The sequence below is a fragment of the Aeropyrum camini SY1 = JCM 12091 genome (assembly GCF_000591035.1).
Lineage (GTDB): Archaea > Thermoproteota > Thermoprotei_A > Sulfolobales > Acidilobaceae > Aeropyrum > Aeropyrum camini.
Map to the genome: position 1 here is coordinate 1,313,729 of NC_022521.1, position 21,749 is coordinate 1,335,477.

The 21,749-nt window shown below is 55.4% G+C and carries 23 protein-coding genes, 2 tRNA genes and 1 pseudogene; 8 read left to right on the top strand and 18 right to left on the bottom strand.

Annotated elements, in window-relative coordinates; all coding sequences use genetic code 11:
- Positions 1-15: 15 nt before the first annotated feature.
- Positions 16-324 (top strand): DUF7990 family protein, encoded by a 309-nt coding sequence (locus ACAM_RS06880; protein WP_022542097.1) that lies wholly within the window; start codon positions 16-18, stop codon positions 322-324.
- Between the two features lie 6 nt (positions 325-330).
- Entirely contained in the window at positions 331-1,323 is a 993-nt protein-coding gene (locus ACAM_RS06885) for an ArsA family ATPase (RefSeq protein WP_148706460.1), read from the top strand.
- A 16-nt stretch (positions 1,324-1,339) separates the two neighbouring features.
- Here the strand turns inward: ACAM_RS06885 and alaS are convergent, their stop codons facing one another.
- From alaS to ACAM_RS06930, 9 genes and pseudogenes are all read right to left on the bottom strand, one after another.
- A complete protein-coding gene (gene alaS, locus ACAM_RS06890) occupies positions 1,340-4,090 on the bottom strand; it encodes an alanine--tRNA ligase (RefSeq protein ID WP_148706461.1) in 2,751 nt (916 codons plus the stop codon).
- Positions 4,091-4,274: 184 nt separating this feature from the next.
- Entirely contained in the window at positions 4,275-4,610 is a 336-nt protein-coding gene (gene rpl12p / locus ACAM_RS06895) for a 50S ribosomal protein P1 (RefSeq protein ID WP_022542100.1), read from the bottom strand.
- A gap of 53 nt (positions 4,611-4,663) precedes the next feature.
- The gene (locus ACAM_RS06900) at positions 4,664-5,692 is read right to left on the bottom strand and encodes a 50S ribosomal protein L10 (protein ID WP_022542101.1); all 1,029 of its coding nucleotides are present in this window, start codon (positions 5,690-5,692) and stop codon (positions 4,664-4,666) included.
- Between the two features lie 14 nt (positions 5,693-5,706).
- Positions 5,707-6,360, bottom strand: a complete 654-nt coding sequence (locus tag ACAM_RS06905) for a 50S ribosomal protein L1 (RefSeq protein WP_022542102.1) — start codon at positions 6,358-6,360, stop codon at positions 5,707-5,709.
- Between the two features lie 45 nt (positions 6,361-6,405).
- Positions 6,406-6,708: pseudogene (rpl11p, locus tag ACAM_RS06910) on the bottom strand (50S ribosomal protein L11); the annotation flags it as partial.
- Between the two features lie 106 nt (positions 6,709-6,814).
- Positions 6,815-7,270 carry a transcription elongation factor Spt5 gene (locus ACAM_RS06915; RefSeq protein WP_022542104.1) on the bottom strand — a complete coding sequence of 152 codons (456 nt, stop codon included), beginning with the start codon at positions 7,268-7,270 and terminating at the stop codon, positions 6,815-6,817.
- A gap of 5 nt (positions 7,271-7,275) precedes the next feature.
- Complete coding sequence (locus ACAM_RS06920) at positions 7,276-7,458, bottom strand: protein translocase SEC61 complex subunit gamma (RefSeq protein WP_022542105.1); 183 nt, start codon at positions 7,456-7,458, stop codon at positions 7,276-7,278.
- Between the two features lie 23 nt (positions 7,459-7,481).
- Positions 7,482-7,997, bottom strand: a complete 516-nt coding sequence (locus tag ACAM_RS06925; protein WP_022542106.1) for a Mut7-C RNAse domain-containing protein — start codon at positions 7,995-7,997, stop codon at positions 7,482-7,484.
- A 110-nt stretch (positions 7,998-8,107) separates the two neighbouring features.
- Positions 8,108-8,944 carry a CBS domain-containing protein gene (locus ACAM_RS06930; protein WP_022542107.1) on the bottom strand — a complete coding sequence of 279 codons (837 nt, stop codon included), beginning with the start codon at positions 8,942-8,944 and terminating at the stop codon, positions 8,108-8,110.
- Positions 8,945-9,022: 78 nt separating this feature from the next.
- Between ACAM_RS06930 and ACAM_RS06935 the strand changes: the two genes are divergently transcribed.
- A complete protein-coding gene (locus ACAM_RS06935; RefSeq protein WP_232502343.1) occupies positions 9,023-9,766 on the top strand; it encodes a DUF72 domain-containing protein in 744 nt (247 codons plus the stop codon).
- 131 nt (positions 9,767-9,897) lie between these two features.
- Positions 9,898-10,230 carry a hypothetical protein gene (locus ACAM_RS06940; RefSeq protein ID WP_148706464.1) on the top strand — a complete coding sequence of 111 codons (333 nt, stop codon included), beginning with the start codon at positions 9,898-9,900 and terminating at the stop codon, positions 10,228-10,230.
- Positions 10,231-10,239: 9 nt separating this feature from the next.
- Here ACAM_RS06940 and ACAM_RS06945 read toward each other — a convergent pair whose 3' ends face one another.
- Positions 10,240-10,995, bottom strand: coding sequence for a DNA polymerase sliding clamp (locus tag ACAM_RS06945; protein WP_022542110.1), 756 nt, complete (start codon positions 10,993-10,995; stop codon positions 10,240-10,242).
- Between the two features lie 116 nt (positions 10,996-11,111).
- Here ACAM_RS06945 and ACAM_RS06950 point away from each other — a divergent pair, with 116 nt between their 5' ends.
- Entirely contained in the window at positions 11,112-11,507 is a 396-nt protein-coding gene (locus tag ACAM_RS06950) for a hypothetical protein (RefSeq protein WP_022542111.1), read from the top strand.
- A gap of 123 nt (positions 11,508-11,630) precedes the next feature.
- On the opposite strand, the gene ACAM_RS06955 is transcribed toward ACAM_RS06950, so the two are convergent.
- Together ACAM_RS06955 and ACAM_RS06960 are read right to left on the bottom strand one after the other, a co-directional pair.
- Positions 11,631-12,053, bottom strand: coding sequence for a hypothetical protein (locus ACAM_RS06955; RefSeq protein ID WP_022542112.1), 423 nt, complete (start codon positions 12,051-12,053; stop codon positions 11,631-11,633).
- Between the two features lie 14 nt (positions 12,054-12,067).
- Positions 12,068-13,015, bottom strand: a complete 948-nt coding sequence (locus ACAM_RS06960; RefSeq protein ID WP_022542113.1) for a hypothetical protein — start codon at positions 13,013-13,015, stop codon at positions 12,068-12,070.
- 122 nt (positions 13,016-13,137) lie between these two features.
- Between ACAM_RS06960 and ACAM_RS06965 the strand changes: the two genes are divergently transcribed.
- On the top strand, positions 13,138-15,984 hold the full coding sequence (locus ACAM_RS06965) for a DEAD/DEAH box helicase (RefSeq protein ID WP_022542114.1): 2,847 nt from the start codon (positions 13,138-13,140) through the stop codon (positions 15,982-15,984).
- A gap of 161 nt (positions 15,985-16,145) precedes the next feature.
- On the top strand, positions 16,146-17,210 hold the full coding sequence (locus tag ACAM_RS06970; RefSeq protein WP_022542115.1) for a hypothetical protein: 1,065 nt from the start codon (positions 16,146-16,148) through the stop codon (positions 17,208-17,210).
- A gap of 18 nt (positions 17,211-17,228) precedes the next feature.
- On the opposite strand, the gene ACAM_RS06975 is transcribed toward ACAM_RS06970, so the two are convergent.
- The 6 genes from ACAM_RS06975 to ACAM_RS07000 form a co-directional block, all read right to left on the bottom strand.
- Positions 17,229-17,306: transfer RNA gene (locus tag ACAM_RS06975), tRNA-Glu, on the bottom strand.
- Positions 17,307-17,349: 43 nt separating this feature from the next.
- Positions 17,350-17,445, bottom strand: a tRNA-Cys gene (locus tag ACAM_RS06980).
- 52 nt (positions 17,446-17,497) lie between these two features.
- Positions 17,498-18,826 carry an aspartate--tRNA(Asn) ligase gene (gene aspS, locus ACAM_RS06985; RefSeq protein ID WP_022542116.1) on the bottom strand — a complete coding sequence of 443 codons (1,329 nt, stop codon included), beginning with the start codon at positions 18,824-18,826 and terminating at the stop codon, positions 17,498-17,500.
- A 90-nt stretch (positions 18,827-18,916) separates the two neighbouring features.
- Complete coding sequence (locus tag ACAM_RS06990) at positions 18,917-19,342, bottom strand: DUF61 family protein (protein WP_022542117.1); 426 nt, start codon at positions 19,340-19,342, stop codon at positions 18,917-18,919.
- A 24-nt stretch (positions 19,343-19,366) separates the two neighbouring features.
- Positions 19,367-20,071, bottom strand: a complete 705-nt coding sequence (locus ACAM_RS06995; RefSeq protein ID WP_022542118.1) for a fibrillarin-like rRNA/tRNA 2'-O-methyltransferase — start codon at positions 20,069-20,071, stop codon at positions 19,367-19,369.
- Between the two features lie 15 nt (positions 20,072-20,086).
- The gene (locus tag ACAM_RS07000) at positions 20,087-21,349 is read right to left on the bottom strand and encodes a hypothetical protein (protein WP_022542119.1); all 1,263 of its coding nucleotides are present in this window, start codon (positions 21,347-21,349) and stop codon (positions 20,087-20,089) included.
- A 163-nt stretch (positions 21,350-21,512) separates the two neighbouring features.
- Between ACAM_RS07000 and ACAM_RS07005 the strand changes: the two genes are divergently transcribed.
- Entirely contained in the window at positions 21,513-21,665 is a 153-nt protein-coding gene (locus tag ACAM_RS07005; protein WP_010866860.1) for a 30S ribosomal protein S30e, read from the top strand.
- The last annotated feature ends 84 nt before the right edge of the window (positions 21,666-21,749 follow it).

Sequence of the window (21,749 nt, forward strand, 5' to 3'; positions counted from 1 at the left end):
ATGGGATGACAAGTCATGCCTGTATCCCTCGTACAGGCTGTCTATAAGCTTTCGGAAGTGCTTAAAGGCATGTTCCACGAGCTGGCAATAACCCTAAGGGCTATGATGTCTGGCCATGCTATTGATACTCTGCAGATGGAGCTTGAGGAGCTTGAAAACGTCTTCGCCACAGTCATAATAGGTAGCCTGGCTGGAATGCCCCTAGCGCCGCTGGGCCTTGCGGTAGAGCTGGCTGCTCATATGGAGGAGGAGATAGCTGTTATGGTTGAGAAACACGCCAAGTATAGAGACGGGTTAGCGGCTTATGCGAGCCTAGGAGGATAGAGAGCCGTGGGCGGTGTTGGTTTAGGAGGGCTGGTGGAGAAGGCCATACCCGCTATCACTGGCAGCGAGGGTCCGCATGTGGTTTTTGTAACTGGCAAAGGGGGTGTGGGGAAAACTACGGTCAGCATACTGTTGGCAACCCTCTTATCGAGGCTAGGCGAGACACTAGTCATCAGCCTAGACCAGGCTAAGCATCTTCAGGAGTATCTAGGGCTGGAGGAGGTTAACAGGGTTTACAACGTTAGAGGGAGCCTATACGCCATGCAGTTCGACACAGGCGGGGATATCGACAAACTCAGCTCCGAGTACATGACGCTGATGAAGCGTATCATGCCGGGCCTGAAGGTTCTAAACCTAGAAAGCACTGTGGAGATAGTCAAGAACGCGCCAGGCCTAGAAGAGGAGGTGTATCTCAGGAAAGTACTGGAGCTCTACAGCGACACGAGGTTTAGGTATGTGGTTGTAGACACGCCTCCAACCGGGCTGACGCTCAGGATACTTGGTCTACCCAGGCTCTACACATTCTGGATCGAGAGCCTGATAGGGATCAGGGAGAGGATAGTCAGTTTAAGGTATGTCATAGCGAGGAGCATAGGGCGGGAGCCGGAGGTGGACGATCCTGTGCTCGACAGGCTGAGAGAGTTGAAAGAGAGGTATTCAAGGCTATCGAGGGATCTGGGTAACAGGGAGAGGACCTCGTTCGCCATAGTCGCGACTCCAGAGCCGCTCCCCGTCTACGAGGCCCGCAAGACGGTGGAGTTCCTCGAGAGCATGGGTGCTAAGCCGTCCATAATAGTCGTCAACAGGATACTCCCCGCTGACATAGCCTCGCGCCTAGGCGTCCAAGAGATCCAGTCTAAAGCTTTAAACGAGATTAGGTCTGGAGTGTGTAGGAAGCCCTGCGTGCTTGTAGAAATACCCATGGTGGAGACTGTGCCAAGCTCCCTCGAGGCTGTGGTAAACCTGGTGGAGAGGTCGAAGGGCGCCGTGCTCGAATAAGGTAGTGCATACAAGTCTACAGTTTCTTCTCAATCGCCTCGGCCAGCAGCTTCTCCAGCTCGGCCGCGGAAAGCCTTCCCTCCACTCTCATGCTTGCATAGCTACCTCTCCCCCCTCCGCGGCCTCTAACCCTCTCTAAAACCGATTTTACCACCGCACCCAGGTCGACTTTCTCCGCGGCCGTAGAGCCCGCAGCCATCTCGACCTGAGTGTAGCCTTCACCCTCTATAACGAGAGCTGCTATGAGGTCCTCATGCCTTGAGGTCAGCTTCCTAAGTATATCCTGGACAGTCCTTCTGTCCCTCTCGATCGACTCCACGGCAAGTATCTTAACCCCCTGGACCTCTTTGGCTCTGGATGCATACGCCTCTTCAACCATCTTAACCCAATACTCCCTATACCTCTTGAGGTCCGCCCTAGCCTCCTCGAGGCTGGCTAAGAGCCCCCTAACTCTAGCCTCCTCCTGCCCCCGGGATGCTTTTACGGCGTCTCCAATGCGGGCTAGCCTCTCCTCCAGCTCCCGCGCGTACATAGCAACCCTATCACCAGCCACATACTCTAGCCTGACGACGCCGTCCTGTATTCTAGAGTGGGATACGATCTTGAAACCTCCTATCTCCCCAGTGTTTCTGACGTGCGTTCCAAAACAGGCCTCTACATCCCAGTCCTCCACGAAAACCAGTCTAAGCTTCTTCTCCATGGGAACCCCGCCCTGGTATATCGTGAACCCGTACCTCTCCTCCGCGACGTTCTTATCCACAAGCTCCTCCCAAACTCTGCGCCTCTCCCTTATAACCTGGTTCACAACGTTCTCCAGCTTCTCTATGTCAACCCGTGTCAGAGGTTTGTGGTGTGTTATATCGAGCCTACCCTTCTCCTCGGTCTTCTCTGCCCCAGCCTGCCATGCATGGCGGCCTAATACCCTCCTAGCCGCGGCTATAAGAACATGGGTTACCGTGTGATGCCTCATTATGGCGTAGCGCCTCTCCCAGTCAATCTCCATCTCAACCTCGTCACCCGGCTCAGCGGAAATATCCCTCTCGGCGACATGGACTATAGCATCTCCCACCTTCTGGACGTCTACTATCCTGTACTGCTGGTTGTTAACTCTCACTAGCCCTGTATCATGTATCTGCCCCCCACCGGTGGGGTAGAAAATCGTGGAGTCTGTTACGAGGTAGCGGCCCCTGACGCCGAGAACCCTCGCCTTCCACGACCTAGCGTAGGGGTCCTCGTGGAACACCCTTCTCGTCTCGCCAAACCCGCTAGCCCACTCCACCACATCCCTAGGGAGTTTCGCCTCCTCGAAGCCATACCCCCTCACCTTCTCAGGACCTCTGTGCCTCGCCGCCACTAGCGAGTAGAAGTTGTGGGGAACCTCAACCACTACCCCCCGGCTTGACGCTATCTCGGCTGCTATCTCGGGCGGTATGCCCATGCTGTCGTACAGTCTTACTAGGTCGTCTACACCCAGCTTCCTCTTCCTCTTTATCTCCCTCTCCACCACGCTCCTGGCCCTCCTCAGGACCTCGCGGAACCTCTCCTCCTCAAGGGACACAGCGTCGAGTATATAGTCCAGGTTCTCTCTAAGCTGTGGGAAGTCTCTCATCCAGAACTTAACCTGCCTCTCTACAAGGTCGACCAGCGGGGCCTCGGCGTTCAGTAGTGATAGCTGTCTTAGCGCCCTCCTAACGACAAGCCTGGCTAAATAGCCCTCGCCGGAGTTGCTCGGCACTATGCCGTCTCCAAGCATGAGTGCTATTGTCTTGGTGTGGTCCAGCACGCTATAGAGCCTCGCCTCCCTGGTGAGGATAGTCTTAACAGCGTCTGTGTCAAGGCCTGTGGCGGAGGCCACCCTATGGTAGTAGCTTCTCAGGCTCTCGGGATCCTCAGGATCTAGGAAGCCTGCAACCCGAAATGCAGCCCACATAACGCTGTCATCGGGCTTGTCGACGCCGAGCATGCTCCTAAAGTCGTCAACAAGCCTGCCGTATATGGCATGGAAGGCAGTCGGAGTCTTCTGGGTGAACCACGCTAGCCTCTCAACCCCATAACCCGTGTCAACTATCTTTAGCGGTATCTCCTCATACCTCCCGTCCACAACCCTATACTTCATGAACACCAGCGTGGCTAGCTCGAGCCCTCCGACAGCCACCTCGAAGCTCGGCCCCGCGTTACCGCCGCCCTCCCACCATGACTCCTTAAACACTATAAGCTCCGGAGGTATGCCGAGTACTTGTGTGAAGAACTCAAAGGCGAGCCTCACCGTATCCTCCTTCCAGTAAACCTGCTTATCGGGGTAGTTGAATGCGTGGTGTGCAGCCATCTCGAAGGAGGTCAGGTGCCGCCCTATAGTTATCCCAACATTGTCGATATCCTCAAGCCTTATGCTAGGCTGGCTTATGACCAGGGGGTTCGCGGGAGGGGGCACCAGGCCGCTTGTAACGTGGGGCTGGAACACCACAATGCTGGCTATAGTTAGGTAGAGGTCCTCCCTCCACCTAGCAACCACGGGCCTTGGGGGAACCCTCGTGTGGCCATGCTTCTCGAAGAAGCTAAGGAAAGCCTCACGAGCCTCCCCCACACTCATGCCAGGTACAGACTTGACCCTGTCGAACCAGTATTCAACGCAGGGCGCGTCCTGCGGCTCGCTAAACTCCGGATTTAGAGTCCAGAACGCCTCTCTACACCTAGAGCCCTCCTTCCTAAGGAAGCCCATTTCCCTAAAGAACTCTAGCTGATACTCTGAAGGGTCTACACTAACCAGGCCTCTGCACCCCTTGAATCATAAGAACGTAGTGCGAGAGGGCTAAATTTGTCTTAATTATCAGCCGAACATGGATCGCAACGTTGGACTAGCCAAAACATGGGAGAGCTGGGGGGAAAAGCTGTGCCAAGGGGCTTTGGATGGGGAGTGGTGGATTCGGCTGTCAAGCGTGTTGCCGGTTTCCTTAGAAGCCGAACATGCCTGAGAGGCCGGAGAGGTCGACCTCTTCCTCCTTCTTCTCCTCTTCCTCCTCTTTCTTCTCCTCCTCGGCCTTCTCTTCTGCTGCTGGTGCTGCCGCCGGGGCGGCCGCCGCGGCTGCTACTGGGGCTGCCACGGCCTGCTTCAGCACTTCCTCCAGGTTCACCTCCTCCAGGCTGGCTACCAGCATCTTTATCTTAGCCTCGTCTACCTGTAGCCCTATTGCTTCGGCTGCTTTCTTGAGTGTCTCCTCATCTATTTTACCGCCCGCGTAGTAGATGGCTAGGGCGAGGTGTATATACGCCTTCCCCTCCTGGGCCATGTCGTATCACCCTAATCCTCTCCCGAAAGTCTCCTATTCGCCCTAATAAGGGTTTAGAAGCCGCCGAAGATACTGTCGAGTCCGCTGAGCTCCTGGTCTTCCTCCTTCTTCTCCTCTTCCTCCTCTTTCTTCTCCTCCTCGGCCTTCTCTTCTGCTGCTGGTGCTGCCGCCGGGGCGGCCGTTTCTATTCCCAGCTCTCCCGCCTTGTCGCCCAGGAGAGCCACGACTGCCGCCTCCTCGGCTATAGCCTTTCTGACAACATCCTCTACAGTGCCGGGCGCTATAAACCCTGTCTCCGCCGCCACCGCGGAGGCAGCAAGCGCCGCCTTCACTATGGCTGCCTCGACGGCTTCAGGCACTGGGATGTAGACTATCTCCGCGGCTAGGCCTAGGGCCTCCTTCGCTGTCTCCAGGATATCGCTTCTGAGAGCATCTATGTCCGGCCTCAGGAGCTCCTCGGTTATAAGCACGCCCCCGTCTAACGCGAACTTGACCCTAACCCCCTTCTCAATAGGCCTTATCCCAAGCGCCATAAGGAGCCCGGCCAGGTCCTCGCTTATTGTGTCGCCCGGCTTCGCCACGACAGTCTCCTTGGCTATGTAGATCTTACCACCCCTCACCTGGTATTGGATGCGCAGCTTCCCGAAGACGCTCAGTATAGGGCCGGGAGTGAGGTTTGTCATCCCCTCTGGTATCCTGATCTCCGACTCAGCCTTATCCCCAGGCTTGACGGGCATGGCAACCTTCTCCTTCTCCACCTCCTTAACGATCTTGAAGGGGTTACCGTCTGCGAAGACAAGGAGCATCTGACCCCTGACTAGATCGTCCAAGAGATTCTCGTCAAGCTCGACGCCAGCCGACTTCATAGCCCTGAGTATAATCCTCTTCTTAGCCACCATCATAGGATACTTCTTCCAAAGCTTCTTCCTCACCCTCTGCACAACGAATGTCGGCGTGCCTGTGAGGTCTGCAAACAGCACAACCCTGTGCTTCCTGAAGAGGTCCTCAAGCTCCCTTAGCATTCGAGTCTTCCACTCGGGTATAGGCTTCTCCCTCTTATACATCTGCCCTACAAGGCTCACCGTTCACACCCCCCTCAACCTAGAGCGGGGACCTCGACAGGCGGCCCCATAGTCTTCTTCACGTAAACCCTTGCGATCTTACCTCTACCAAGCCTGTTCTCTATAACCTGTATTACGGCGAGCGCGTTCTCAGCAAGCTCCTTAGGGCTCATATCCTCAGTACCAATCTTGGCCATAACCTGGGGCTGGTTCCTAATCCTAACCCACACGGCCGCTTTATACCTCTCTATCAAATCCTTTATGTTCGCGTTGGGCGGCACAGGCACGGGAGCCTTCCCCCTAGGCCCTAGTGCGGGGCCAAGTATCCTGCCTGCGAGGCCCATAAGATCGGCCCTTACAAGAACCCAGTAGCACCTCCGGGCCAGCTTCTTAATCTCCCTCTTATTCTGCGAGAGGTTCTGGAGATCCTGCCGGTTCAGGACCTCGACTCCCGCCTCCCTGGCCTGGAGCTCCATGTCTCCATGAGCAACGACGCACACTTTAGCCTCCTTGGGAGGCCTGTTTGGAAGGAAGACAGTCTCCCTTATCCTGGCCTGCGGGCTCTTCAAGTCTATATCCTTAAGCGCCACTATAATCTCCACAGACTGCTTGAACCTCTTACCCCTACCCAGCTTCAGAGACTTGCTTATAGCCTCCTCGATGCTGGCGAACACTGCTTCCTGCGACAAGCACAACACCCCCTATTGGCCTAGAGCATCATAGGGGATATATTATTAGCCTTCCGCCTCTTCCCACTTTCCCTCGTACTTGGCTAGGACCGCGTCGTAAACACCCTCATCTACCTGCCTAGTCACCTCTTTGGCGTCTTTCCCATCTACAGTCACACCTATGCTTCTGGCCGAGCCGAGTATAGTCTTTACCGCAGCCTTCAGGGTTTTTGCCAGGAGGTCCGGCTTCTTCTCAATAGCTATCTCAACTATCTTCTCGAAAGGCAGATCCCCAATCTTCTGGTGGATGGGATCGCCGCTGGGCGCCTTAGCCCCCACAGCCTTGAGCAGCAGCTCGGTGGTCGAGGGCTTCACCTGGCTTCCCTTTACCATAATGCCTACACCCTCAGAGAGCTAGAGGAACGCAGGGTTAAATTCGTAAAGAAGAGGGGGAGCCTGCTGGGGGCTGTGTGTGCTACTCCTCCAGGGGTCTGACCTCGTCGATTGGTATGGTGGCTGTAGCTCTGAAGAGGGGCTCTAGTAGGGATACTGTGACCTGGCCTTTAGCCTGGTTTACGTCTATAACCTTGGCCTTCATACCTTTGAACGCGCCCGCCACTATCTCGACGACCTGGCCGGGCTTCAAGGCCGGTATCTCTACCTCAGGCTTGACAAGTTTCATAACCTCCTCGAATTTGAGTATGAGTGGCCGCCTCCGCTTCACATGCCTTAGCCCCCTCGTGGCGTCGTACACGTCCCCGGGGTCGTGTGCCTCTAGTATTACGTAGCCCTTTATCCTGGGGGGTACTATTATGCTCCTTATGTCCAGGCCTAGTGCTCTAACTCTCTCGGCTATTATGGTTGCAACATTAACCTCAGCACCGCTAGTTACAAGTATGGCGTAGAACCTCGCGTCAGCCTCTCCGTCCAAAGGCCTCACCCGGAAGTTAATATTATGTAGCCTATGTGTATCAAGTAGCCTATACCGCCCACTAGTGTGAACCCCAGCAAGTTCAGCTTGAGGAGCAGCGAGTACTCCTCGTCGTCAGGCTTCCTGGCTAGGGTTAGTATACGGCGCCAGGCGACTATGTACTCCCTGGCTGTATCGACTATACCCAATCTCCTGCTGCACCCCCCTTAGCCTAGGATTTTCTGAGCCTACTAAGCTTAATAGCCTCCTCAAGGGTTTTCCTCATATTCCTCCAGTGAGCCCCCTCCCAATACACTTTTCCGCAGCGTGTGCAGACGTAGAACTTGTCGACGACGCTATAGGTAGCCTCGGGGACCCTATCTCTAACGGCCTCCTTGTCCACGGGCTTGAGTTCTCCGTTGCATAGGGGACACCTGCTCCTCCCAGGGTCGAGGGTAAGATCCACTCTGGCCTTAGCCGCAAGCTCTGCAAGCCTCTCCTGGGTTGAAAGGGATTCTATGTATATGGATTTCAAGCCCATCTTTCTAGCCTTGCTGTGCAGCCATCTATCCCTAGTTACTATTATCCTCCCGGAACTCTTGGCTATCCTAAGTATCTGCCAGTCTGAGTATGTTCTTGAGTATAGGGTGTCATAACCCATCAGCCTAAGCCATTTAGCCAGGCTACCCAGCATAGAGTCTACTATAAACCTCGCCCCTCTACCTCTCCTCTCCTCTTCCTCCTCCACAGGTCTCACCGCCGAGACTCGGCGCCTCTAACCTACCGCCAGCACGTCTCAAGCCTGCTGATGTAGGGTAGCCGTCTTGCAGCTTCTATCGGTGGCCCTGGGGTGGGTAGCTACTTTCTCGCTAGGAGGAAGTTAACGAGCTCGATACCGCTGATAAAGCCCACGGGCTTCTCATTATCAACAACTATAACAGCCCTATACCTCTTCTCCAACATCTTCTCGGCTGCTTCCGCCAGGCTTGCATCAGGCGTCACTACAGGCGGCCTCATCCTGATTGCGTCAGCGACTATGACGTACTTCAGCGGGGTATGCCTCCTGGGCTCCCCCCTCGCTAGGTTGTAGAAGCTCTTTATCACGGCAAGCAGCTCGTCCAGACCTACCACTCCTATGAAGCGGCCCTCATCCATAACCGGTATAACGCTAATATCATACTCGTAGAGCAGCTGTCTAACGTGGAGGATCCTTGTCTGCAGGTTCACGCTCACAAGGAACGTCCTCATGACATCCCTGACACTGGCATCCTGGGAGACCTCTAGGTCCTTAACAAGTTTTGCCAGCTCAAACCTAGTTATACCACCCTCCACCGACCCCTGGCTATCAACCACTGGGATGCTGGTGAACATCCCGTTAGCCATTATTTCAAGCGCTCTCGACAGCTCCTCACCCGCCTGGACATACTTTACTGGCTCGTTCATGAAGCTGCTGCCGTGAAGCCCCCCAATATAGGCTTGCTTCGTCCTAACAGTTGCAATCTTATCCAGCACATCCCGGAACGTGAGAACGCCCCTTATGGCATTACCCTCTGTAAGGAAGGCTCTATCAACCTTAGCCTTCTCTATAGCCTTCAGTATCTCGGCGAGGGAGAAGTCCTTGTCTAGCACGGGAACCTCTTTCCCAGCAGCCTCTTCCACGGGACTGGATAGCAGTTGCGAGACACCCCTGGCCATAGTCCAACCCCCTTTAATAGACTCAAGACTCCGGGGAAATATAGTTCGAAGCCCGGGAGGGGCAGCTTCTTGCGTGTAGTGGTGGGAACCTGCGGCTTCCAGAGGGGGAGGAGAATCCATTACAGGCTTCTCGACGCAGTGGAGGTGCAGCAGACATTCTACGACCCGCCTCCCAAGAGCCAGCTGGAAAGCTGGAGGAGGGAGGCGCCGGAGAATTTCGAGTTCACAGTTAAGGCTTGGATGCTTGTCACGCATGGTTACAACCTCCGGTTGTGGAGGAGGCTGAAGAGGGAGGTCGTGGGGGATAGAAGTGCGTACGGCGGCTTCAAGCTCACCAGGGAGAATCTCTGGGCGTGGAGCGTAACCCTAGAGTCAGCCTCAGCCCTCAAGGCTAGGATTATCGTCGTCCAGACGCCCGCTACATTTAGAGCCTCGGAAGACAATTCGGAAAGGGTGGTAGAGTTCTTCAATAATGTGGAGAGAGGAGGCTTCACTATAGCGTGGGAGCCCAGGGGAACCTGGTGGAATAACCGGGATCTCCTAGAGGAAACTGCTAGGAAGGCTGGCCTCATAATAGCCGGGGACGTTCTGAGGGAGAGGCTACCGCCTCGAGGACAGGAGATAGTGTATGCGAGGCTCCACGGGCTGGGTGGTGCCGAGGTGAACTATAGGTATAAGTATACGGACAGCGACTTGGAGATGCTAGCGTCAATAATATGTGGTGGCGGGTGGAGGGAGGCGTACGTAATGTTTAACAACATACACTCCTTCGACGACGCTCTAAGGTTTAAACAGAGGCTGGGAGGCTGGTGCGGGAGCTAGGCTAACGGGCTAAGCGTTATCACCACAATTTATCCAATAGGGTATACTGGCCTCAACCGATGAACCGCGGCATCCGCGGCGGGCTACAAGCCCTGGGAGGAGCCCGTTGGGGTAGGCCGCGGCGAGGGATGATGGCTTCAGCGCTTACACCCTATAAGTGCCGCGATGCCGACCAGCATGACGGTGGACGGGGTGTTGAGGTTACCATGCCCAGGGGTGTGTTGAGGTGGCTGGCCTGTAGCATGTGTGGGAGGAGCCCCGCAGCCTACGAGTGTGGAGACCATCCTATCTGTGGTCACTGCTTCAACCTACTAGGTGCATACATGGGATGCGGCGGCGGAAGGGCCAGGCATAGGAGGACGGATGTTGACGTGGAGTTGCTTGAATCCGTTAGAAGGGCAAAACCGGGCGGGGGGCCTGGAGGCGGCAAGCTCTCTAGGAGGATTAGGAAAGAGACCCCGTAATGCTACCCCCTAGCCAGCTAGGCTGGGCGCCATATAAAGTTCCATCTTCTCACCGTTTGGGAATGTGTACTCTATTTTCATCGGGTAGTCGCTTGCGAACGATACTTTAACGCTTTCGGCGGCCCCCACGGGCTTTGTGGCTATCTCCAGGACCTGCCTAGAGTATATCGACTTAGCGTTCTCCTCAACCTCCAGGCTGAGAAGCACATCGCCGGGCTTCATAACCCACTCGTACTCCTTCTCCTCGGCCTGGCTCCTAACGACTACCTGCCCCTCGCTGGCCTCGAACTCGGCGAAGTCGCCTACGACCTTGACATCCTGGATCATTGCTTTAAGGTCGTCAGTTAGAATGGTGAAGGACACCGTGGGCTCGAGCTTGAGCCTCCTCATCTCCTCCGCACCAACGGAGGTGGCGGGAACCAGGAACTTCCGGGAGAACCCCAGCTTCCTGTCTCTCAACTCCACTTCAAGAGCCTGCTCCTCCGCATTCCACTGGAAAACAATGTCATCGTTTCTCGTGGCCCTCCTCGATATCTTATTCAGCTCGTCCGTCCTCAAAACTACCCTCATCTCCTCCTCAACCATGTACTCGTCGAAGCTAAGCGAAGGCATCTCCAGTATAGCCAGGCTAGTCTTATCGGGGCTCATTATCCACGCTCTCAAACCGTCAAGAGAGAACTCGAAGACGCCCTCATCGTTTATCTTAGCCAGGGTCTGGGCAATATACTTGAACTTAGTCGATGCAGTGTAAACCAGCCTGAACAACCACACACACCCCCGAGAGGCGCTATCCAACACGCCCCCAGCATATCCAATAGTGTAGGGTGGATTAGCTAGGATATATAACGTGGATATCTCGATCTAATGAGGGGGTGCGGAATATGCCGGAGAAGGGTGTGGTGGAGATAGTCGTCGACCTGGGGAAGTATAAGTATATCGAGCTCGAGGCTTCCGAGGCTGAGAGGCTTCTCAAAGAGGTTACTCGGAGGCTGGGGTTCGAGTCGCAGGACGCCAGCGAGACCTACAGGATAATCAGGAATTTCGACGCGTTCTACGATATGGCGAAGAAGAAGTTCAAAGACTATATAGTGCCCTCAAAGAGCATGAACGATATGATACTGGGCAAAGTTATAGTAGACAAGGTAAAGCTGGTTAAGGAGGGCGACAAGAGGATAGTCGGCATACACTTTGACAGGAGGATAAACGAGGAGACTCTTGCAGAGATACTCAGAAGCATGGGATACGAGGTCGCGATAAAGAGGCTGGAGATAGCTTAGGGCACCCCTGATTTCCTGGGCCCCCTGGGATCGCCCTCAGGCTGGAGATAGCTAGATGTATTTGCACGTCGGGTAACCGCTAAGCCTCAAACTATAGATAAGGATAAGGTATGGATATGGGGTCTATTTTGAAGAAGCTTTTTTGGATTTACTCTTGCTCTTCGACTTTCCGCTGGAGCTCTTCTTAGTCTTAGCCTTGGTTTTCTTTGCAGCAGCCTTCTTCTCCTTCTTCTTGGCCTTAGTTTTCGATCTTTTCTTAACGGGCTTTCTAGTCTGCGCCAGGACCTCTTCAATACCTTCTGTGGATAGGTAGGCTAGGGCCTCGCTTACAGTAGTGTCGCCTTTAGCGACTGCTTCTAGCGTGTCAGCTACTTTCAGCATAACATCTATGAGTTCTGGCTTTGTTATGTCGAAGATATATGCAACCTCATCCTCAGCCTCCTCCTCCACGGCTTCCTCTGCGGCAGCCTCCTCTGTCACCAGCTCGAGACTCCCCGGCTCTTCCTCGGCTACGACTTCCTCCTCCCTCTCAACATCTTCCGACAATAGGAGCTGCACCCTTAAGGTGGATAGGCTTCAGGCCTATTCAACTCTTTCACACCGGAGTTAGTGTTACGCGGCGCCACCACCAGCACCTCCCCCCTGCAGCCGTGGTATACGAGCTCTCCCCCCATCTTCAGGATCTTCTTAACCGTCCACCCCTCTCCTTCAAGGGTCTCATACTGGTCTTTAGCCGTGAACGATCTTTCACCCACCCGGGGCTCGCCTGCAGCGCATGCCACCACCCTACCATCGGCTAGGACCTCAAGCCCCCGGGTTGGCCAGGTCCTGGCTATGGCGAGCACTAGATCACCCTCGATCCTACGTCCCGGGCACGAGTAGCAATAGGGCTTGAAGGATGCTGCCAGCGAGGAAACAAGGAGGGATGCGGGGCCAAATATTGATGCGAGGCCCAAGACCACGCCGGATAGCCTGCCTGTGGAGAATGGTGAGAGCATTATAGATGCCGCGGCAGCCGAGACTAAGGCAAGCCATGGAGGCAGGGAGACCTTGGGGGGAGGGAAACCTAGCCATAGTGCTGCTGAAAAGCCGACGGCAGTTGCCAGAGCCGCCGGACTAAACCTACCCGCCAGTACCACGGCTTCTATAGAGGGGTCGATATAAGGGCCTTCAATTCTAGGCCTTGCAAAAACCCTTGCAGAGACCGCGGCCAGGAGCGAGAGTGCGGCGTAGACGGAGGGGTTGACCGGAGTACCATCGCCCGGGGGCCAGAGGTAGAGGGGGAGGGATAGCACTGAGAAGCCTGCTATAAAGCTGCTTGAGACCCTGTAAACTATAGCTCCTAGAACCCAATAGACGGCCACTAGGCCAGCGAAGACGGCGTCTTCCAGCCCTAAATAAACTGCAGCGGCCATAGGTAGTATTGTGGCTATGGCTATGGAAGCTGGCTTTAGATACCATATCCGACAGGCCTTGGCAACGCCGGCCACGGCGGCTGCACGCCCCAACCAGACCGAGCCCCAAGTGGATTACGGGGAGTTTTAGTGCTTGTTAAGCCCTCTAGCAATATTGTATTATGTCTGGCGGCAGTGTGAGGCACTGGAAACCCTAGGCGGCTGTGTGGTGTGCTATGGAGGGGTCTAGCATACCGGGATGGGTTTTGGAACTGCTGAAGTCAGCGGGCTACAGGAGACTACTGCCTATTCAGGAGAAGGCATTTCCCATAATATATCGCGGTCTTAACGCACTGGTTGTGGCGCCCACAGGCTCGGGCAAGACTGAAGCCGCTCTGGTTCCCCTTCTCGCCAGGATGAAGGACCGGGGCGTGCCTAGGGGCGGCGGGGTCAAGATAGTTTACGTTACCCCCCTTAGGGCGCTGAATAGAGACCTGGGGGGGAGGGTTGAGAGGCTGGCGGGGCTCTTTGGCTATACAGTCCAGGTAAGGCACGGGGATACCGTCCAGTCCTTAAGGAGGAGGTTTCTCGAGAGGCCGCCGGACATAGTGATAATTACCCCCGAGAGCTTGGCACTCCTCCTAACAGTTAGGAGGGCGAAGGAGGTTCTGAAACATGCTAGAGCAGTTGTTGTGGATGAAATACATGAGATAATGGAGAGTAAGCGCGGTGTCGAGCTCTTCCTCAACATGGAGAAGCTGGAACTCATGGCTGGTATGAGGCTTCAGAGGGTGGGGCTCTCCGCAACAGTGTCTAAACACAGCCTCTCAAGAGCGGCCTCACTACTTGGTTCCGGCAGGCACGTCTCTATGGTCATAGACACTAGCCCGAAGGAGTATGACGTTGAAGTAGTGGTTGTTAGTGATGAAGGCAGGTTTTGGGACAACAGTGTTAGGGCGATTGCAGAGATAGTTAAGAAGGAGGGCGGCTCCGTACTGGTTTTTGCTAACACAAGGTCCACGGTGGAGACGCTGGCCTACGCCCTCTCCCGGGAGCTTGGTGAGGAGGTGCCGGCACATCACGGCAGCCTCTCCCGCCATGTTAGGGAGCGTGTCGAGAGGGATTTCAAGAGCGGTAGGGTGAAGGCTATAGTAGCGACGAGCAGCCTAGAGCTGGGGATAGACGTTGGCAGGGTGGGCCTGGTGGTACAGTTCCTGTCGCCTCGTCAAGTAACCGCAATGGTGCAGAGGGCTGGAAGGTCTGGCCACAGGTTCGGCGAGAAGAGTAGGGCTGTGATAGTCACGGTGGACAACCTCTTCGAGGCCCTAGAGTCCCATGTAATAGCGTTCAGAGCTATGAAGGGCGATCTAGAAGACATTACCGTCCCTAAGAAGCCGTACGACGCTCTGGCCCACTTCATGGCGGGAGCCGCCATAGATTCGGAGCCCCCTACCCTGGAGGAGGTCTACAGGCTTTCCGTCTCCACCACGCCCTACAGTGAACTGAGGATGGAGGAGGTCGAGGACATAGCCAGCATCTTGAGCGACGTGAGAGTGATACGGCTAGGCCCAGGAGGCAGGCTGGGGAGGTCCTCTAGAACCTACAGCTACTTCTACAGAGTCTCGATGATACCGGACGAGAAGACTTTCAAAGTGCATGACGTTGTTTCCGGCCGGGATGTGGGTGAGGTGGGGGAAAGGTTTGTTCAGCTCAGGCTTATGAAGGCCTCTGACCCAAGGTCCAAGCCCTACATAGTGCTAGGGGGTAAGGTGTGGAAAATACTGGAGGTTGACATCGACGCTGGCAAGGTGCTGGTGTCGCCAGAGGGGGAGGTTGAGGGTGCCATCCCCGCGTGGGAGGGGGAGTTGATCCCTGTCGACTTCAAGGTTGCGAGGGAGGTCTGCAGCATCATAAGCCTTGCTATGAACGATAGGGAGGCTGGTAGGAGGCTCCTCAAGGCTAGGAGGCTTGAGGAGAGGTATGCAGAGAGGATACTGGATACTATTGAGGAGACAGCGAGACTATGGGGCACGGCGCTCTCGTGGAAGAGGCCTGTGGTTGAAGAGGCAGAGGGAGTGGCCATACTCTACGCTTGTCTCGGGAGCAAAGGAAACTTCGCCCTGAGCCTCCTCCTGTCCAAGCTTATGGAGAGCAGCGTCGCCGTAGAGTTCCACTATATACCATACGCTATAGTATTTAAGTCGCCCGCTTCGAGAGGTCTCGGCAGGCTTGTGGCAAAGTCTCTAAAAACCCTCGCCAAGCTCGACCCGGCTGAGAGGCTAGGAATGCTGTATGACGCAGTCAGGAGGAGTAGAGCCTATATGGTGAGGTTCTACCAGGTTGCTAAGAGGATGGGGGTTGTCGACCCCGACGCCACCCTATTCCTCGACATTATAAGGAAGATGGCGGACGCCATGCACGGCACCCCAGTCGACATAGAGACTGTGAAGGAGCTTGTCCACGAGAAGCTCGATGTAGAAGCTCTGAACAAGTTTCTAGACGATGTAAGCGATGTAGCTGTAGTAGAGCTCAAACAGCTCTCCCCACTCGCCAGGGAAACCATAACTAACCCCTACCTTAGGGTAGACGCTGCTGTTAGCCTGAAAGCACTGGGCCTGGATAAGATAATAGAGGCCAAGAAGAGGAGGCTGTCGGAGAAGAGGATAGTGTTCCTATGCGTCTCATGCGGGAGGAGACATGAAAGAAGGGTGGCAGACCTCCCCTACGGAACAGCACATAGATGCCCCTACTGTGGATCCCTAGCCCTAGCTCCCCTACCTCCCACCGAGACTGGTGAGAAGCTTGCCGAAGCATACTCAAGGAAGAGGAAGGGGGCTAGACTCGCCCGGGATGAGGCGAAGCTCGCCAAGGAGGTTGAGGAGAGGGCTAGACTATACATCTCACTGGCTGTCGAGGGTAAGGCTAGATACATAGCTGAGGCGCTATCAGCCCAGGGAGTAGGGCCCAAGAGAGCTAGAAGCCTTCTAAGAGAGCTACAGCTCTACGGCGAAAACCGTTTTTACCTGGCGCTCATAAAGGCCGAGGAGGACTATGTCTCCACCAGGAGGTACTGGAAGGGCTAGAGCAAGCGGGGAAACAGGCCTCCCGCCCCCCCTTCCTTGTGTAGCTAGGCGGGCGGGCTAGGCAAGGCTAATCAAGATTAAAAATAGCTCTTAAGCAACTATATACTTCACGGGAGGGCAGGAGCATTATACTCTAGACGAGGTTTAACGGGTGCTAGACAGTGGGGAAAGAGGCTAGGCTGAAGAAGGTTGTTATTGTTGCTGACTGGGATGCCGATGGCGTGGTCTCAGCAGCAGAGATCTACTACTCCCAGAAGTATAGGGAGGCTTTCCCCCATAGGGGGAAGGCTCTTGTGGAGATGGAGCCGTCGGGGCCCCGCGGGTTCCAGGAGAAGGCTGGGTCCCTGGGATGCGGGGATATTGTGGTTATACTAGACATACCGTACACCGAGGAGGTTAAGGCTGGGCTGAAGACTTATCTAGAGAGCTGTGGGGAGAAGATAGAGTCTATGCTCTACTTCGACCATCACGACTCCACGCTCAAGAGGTCTAGGGAGCTTGAGGCGGAGTTCGGGATACTCCTCTTCTACGGGGTTATGCCGACTTCCCTTATAGTCAGGAACACGCTGGAGGCAGCTGGCATAAGGCTTACGCCAAGGCTCAACAACTTCGTCAAGGGTGTGGCAGTCCTGGAGGGCGGAGGCAAGGCTATAGGGGGCTTCGTGTCGAAGAGTATAGTAAACCTGACAGCATCAATATCAAAGACTCTCAACAGGAGGAGGGACCCAGATGTCTGGAGGAGGTATGTTGAGTGGCTTGCAAACCCCCTCCCCTTCGAGCCTACCAAGCTGCCCGGATCGGGTGAGACGATAGTCGAGGCCAGCCTAGAGGAGTCTAGGGAGGCTGATGAGGAGGTTAGAAGGGTTGCAACAGACCTTGCCATGTCGTCTGTGAAGGTTGGCATAGTCTCCTTCGTGGACGCTAGGGGTAAGTGGAGGAGGCCAGGCGCCTCAGCCCTGGCGAGCTTCATACACAAGATAGTTAAAACGCCGGTAGCCCTCCTATTCGAGAGAGACGACGGCGTGAGGGTTCTAGTGTTGAGGTCCTCCGCCGGAGAGGCTAAGATGCTGGCTAAAGAGCTGGAGGAGCTGGGCCTAGTTGAGGACCTCGGCGGCCACGAAAACGTCGCCACAGCCAGGCTGAGGGAAGACACTACGATAGAGAGGCTGACGAAAGGGCTGAGAAGAGCCTCTGTAAGCATAGTCGTCAAGAGGAATAGGGGGTGACTGCTACCCCCCAGCCTGTGGTGCCGCGGCCGGGATTTGAACCCGGGTCACGGGCTCGAAAGGCCCGCATACTGGGCCGGGCTATACTACCGCGGCACCCGGTAGCGGTATGGGTGTTCTCGCGGTTTTATGAGTTCTATGGAGCCGGGGCCGGGATTCGAACCCGGGAACTAACGGGTCTCTACGGGCGAGGTCCTCTGCAGCCCGCCGCCTTAGACCGCTCGGCCACCCCGGCCCCAGTTAGTGTTTTTAGGTTGCTAGGAGGTTTTAGAGGTTCCCGTTTAGGGTTAGGGGGTTATCCTTTCAGTGTCTCTAGGCAGCATTCTAGCCTCCCTTATGTTCTCCAGCCTTAGGGTTTGCATAACTATCCTCTCCAGCCCCATGCCCGCGCCGCCGTGTGGCGGTGCTCCGTGTTTGAAGAAGTCTAGGTAAAACTGGAAGCTCTCTGCGTCCAGCCCCTTGTCGTTGAGGTTATCCAGCAGCCTGTGATACCTGTGCTCCCTCTGCCCGCCCGTAACAATCTCGAGACCCCTGTATAGAAGGTCGAAGCTGTACGTCCAATCCGGCTCGTCCTCCTTCCTCATGGTGTAGAAGGGTCTAACCTTCCAGGGGTATTCCACTATGAAGATGAAGTCCGAGTCTAGCTCCTCGCTGGCGTACGCGCCCATCAGCCTCTCACCCTCGCTATCCAGGTCCTCGCCGTGCTCAACCTTCTTCCCGAACCTCTCTTCGAGTATCTCGTAGGCCTTCCTTAACGGTATCCTGGGTATGCCTGATGCCGGTATCCTTGGAGGCTCGACCTTGTATAGCTCGAGTATCCTCCTACCCTCTTCCTCCAGCATCCTGGCTATAGCCCTCATGAAGCCCTCTACATAGTTCATAACGTCGTTGTAGCCCTCTATGAAGCCGACCTCTATGTCGAGGCTGTGATACTCGTTTAGGTGCCTCGAGGTGTGGTGGGGCTCGGCCCTGAAGACAGGGCCTATTTCGAAAACCCTTTCAAGCCCCGCTATAACAGCGAACTGCTTGTAGAACTGGGGGCTCTGGGCGAGGAAGGCCGTCTTGTCGAAGTAAACCACCGGGAAAACCTCGGCGCCGCTTTCCGTGCCCGCCGCGACAATCTTGGGTGTGAATATCTCCACGAAGCCCTGGCTCCAATAGTAGTCTCTAAAGACCTTCGCCACCATAGCCTCGAGCTCGAATATGGCGGAGACCATAGGGTTCCTCAGGTCGAGCCACCTGTACCTTAGCCTGGTGGGTAGCGAAGCCTTCTCAGACCCCTCAACTTCAAGAGGGAGGGGCTCGACCGGGGAGTTCAGAACCTCAAGCCTCTCGACCTTAACCTCAACACCCTCCCTGGTGGGAGCTCGCCGCAGCTCGCCTTCAATGCACACAACCGACTCTAGCTTCAGGTCCTCAGCGGCCCTGAGAGCCTCTTCAGGGCTCTCCCCCCTCTTGACAGTCGCCTGTATAACCCCGCTCCTATCCCTAACGAGTACGAACTTTAGCCTGCCAAGATCCCTTATCCTATGAGCCCATCCGCAGACCCTAACCCTACCCCCTAGTAGGCTATACTTCGAGGAGATTATATCGGCTATAAACCTGTCCTTCAACAACCTCTAACACACCTCAGGCGGCCCGGCCTCTAGGAAGGTGTGGAACTAGGGGCTAAAATAATGGGCCTACCCGCGCTGGATAGGGGGTTGCTAGGGGGATATTGTCACGAAGAAAATCGACCTGTACCTTGCTACTAGCTTCTGGAACTGGGATACCGTCAGCTCCCCAAGCCCCTCCGGGCTGTAGTCGCCTCTAACTATTATCTCCACAAGCCTCTTCTGCCAGCTGTCCCCCTGAACCACGTATCTTGCAACCCCTGAGGCGGTCTTCTCGTACCTCAAAACTATGGGTATCCTGGCAAGCTTCCAGAAGTACGGTGGTGCTATTTCTAGGATACTCTGCACCTCCGCCCTGTCGAGTATGTGGGTTTCGCCCGAGTACAGCGTTATTCTCACGCGTCCCCTAGACGCCTCGTATAGGGTTACCGTCTCCCTGGGTATGTTCTGTGCTAGCCTCTTCGCCGTCTCCCTATACCTTGTCTCTATGTATCTCCTGGTTGCCTTGCCCTGCTTCATCTGGCCTACCTTCCGGGCCCAGCCTTACCTCCGCCTCATAATAGCGTAGATCATGGCGTGGTCCCTGTCGAACGGGTCTAGGTGTACGACGTCCTTTATCTCGAGACCCCCTTCCATTAGGGTCTTAATCTCCCTCTTGTAAACCTCGCTAGGCTCTGTGGTGACGTCTATGCTCCTCGCCTTTATAGCCATTAGCATGTACCCCCCGTCCCTAAGGAAGAATCTCGCGTTCCTAACTACTATTGCAGCCTGCTCGGGCTGGGCGACGTCGGCGTAGAGTCCGTCCACACCCTCCACCAGGTGCCTATACTTCTCCGGGAACCTCGCGTCCCCCAGGATAGGAAAGATGTTCCTCCTATCCCTCACTACCGTCAGCAGGTCCCTCATAACCCTGGGAGCGAACTCGACGCCGTATATCCTGCCGCGGGGCCCTATTATATCGCTAATGTGGCTTGCCGTCGTACCGCTTGCTATGCCTAGATAGAGTATCCTGTCGCCCTCCTTGATAGGCAGCTCTACTAGACCCTTGAGGAGTGCGGCCGCGAGCTTGCTCCTGTAGGCGTTCCACTCCCTATACTCCTCCCCGTTGTACCTGAATATTCTCTCGCCGTAGACCCTCTGGCCGGGTACCAGGTTCTTTGTCGCTATCCTGAGGCTACCGTCCTCAAGCTCCACAACGTAGACCCCTCTCCACATATCATGCTCTCTAACGCTGACAACCTCAACCACAGGTCCTCACCCCCTCTATCTCCTCCCTCCCCTCCTTCTCCTCGGCGGGCGGCCCCGCCTAGGTGGCCTAGCCCTTCTCGGCTGGGGCGGCTTCTCCTCCCTCTTCCTCTTGGGAGGCTTGGCGTATATCTTCTTGATCTCGGCTATCCTCCTCCTAAGCTCCTCCCTGAGCTTGTCGCCTATGAACCGGCCTGTGAAGGCGTCTACCTTAGCGGCTATAGCGAGCTTAGCGGCTAGGGCCCTTGCAATCTTACCCCGCTGCCACTTTGGGCTCCTATGTATGTCGGGATACTGGAATATTATGCCGTGCTTAGGCGGTTTGCCCCCTGTCCTCAGAGCCCTGAAGAGAGCCTTCTCGGCCCCGAGGACCTGGATTGTGCTGGCGGGCATCCTGGCCAGCTTGTCCAGGCCTCCCGCCAGGCTGATAAGCCTGGCCCCCAGAAGCGGGCCTACCAACGCTGTTATGTTGGGGGCCACCTCGTTCATGACCTGCTCTATGTACTCGGTCAGCCTACGCCTGAGCTGGTAGAGCTCGCTTGTTATCCTGGCTAGGGTCTGGACGGCCTGTATGTCGATCTCAGACAAATCTGCTCCTATGCTCTGCCTGGCCGCCTCTGCTATGCGCCTAGCCTTCTCCTCGCTGAAGCCGAGTTCAACGAGCCTCTCAACCGTTATGTTGTCTCTGTGCCCTACTGAGGAGACTATCTTAACGTAGTCCTCGTGCTCCCTAACCAGGTCGTTTAGCTCGGGGAAGTGTATGCTATACCACTCCCTAAGCCTTGCTACAAAGAGGTTAACAGTCTTGTCTATATCGTCAATAGCTCTGATAGCCTGCGCAGCCAGCATATCCCTCTTCTGGGCAGCACCACGCAGCTTCCTCCTAGTATACTCGACTTCGACCTCGTAAAGCCAGTTAAGAGCGTCCTCCTCGCTGCCGAAGAAGCCGAGTTCAACGCCCAAGCTCACAAGCCTCTCCCTAGCCTGGAGGGCTACATTGTTTCCAGGCTCAACCTCCACGCTTAAACCTAGCTTGGAAAAGTGCCTGGCAGTGTCCTCACTCTCAACCACTAGAGCACCGACTCCTGACTCGGCCAGCTTCTTGCCAAGCTTCTCGTGGGCTAGAGTAAACCCCTCATCCTCAAGCCTCAACGCCTCAGACACAGCCTCATCCACGCTTCGGGGGAAGAGTTCGTACTCCTGAATACTACCATCCTCCCTGAGGGCCACAGGACCTATAGCCAGATCTGCGATGTATACCCTGCCGCCGTTGCCGCTCAAGCTGGCCAGCACCCCAGACTAATACCAAATCTAAACGTCTACCATTGAGATTTAAATAGATAATAAAGAGAGCCCGAGAACCTTGGGCCGCAGGGGCTGTTTTGACGGAGATACAGTTTAAATAGCCCTGGAGCCAGGGATAATGTAGATTTGGGGAGGATCTATGGGTACGCACGGCAGTCTAACCAAGGCTGGGAAGGTTAGGAAGCAGACGCCCCGCCTTCCGGCTAAGCAGAAGAAGAACTACCCGCCCAGGCTGAAAAACAGGCTGAAGTATCAGGTAAGGATAGAGAAGGTGGCTTCGGCTAGGGCTTAGCTGGAATATTTTCTTTGTTTAAAACGTAAATCTCAAAAACTCTTTCCAGGCGGACTATATTTTAGGCCAGGATATTTCTACTCC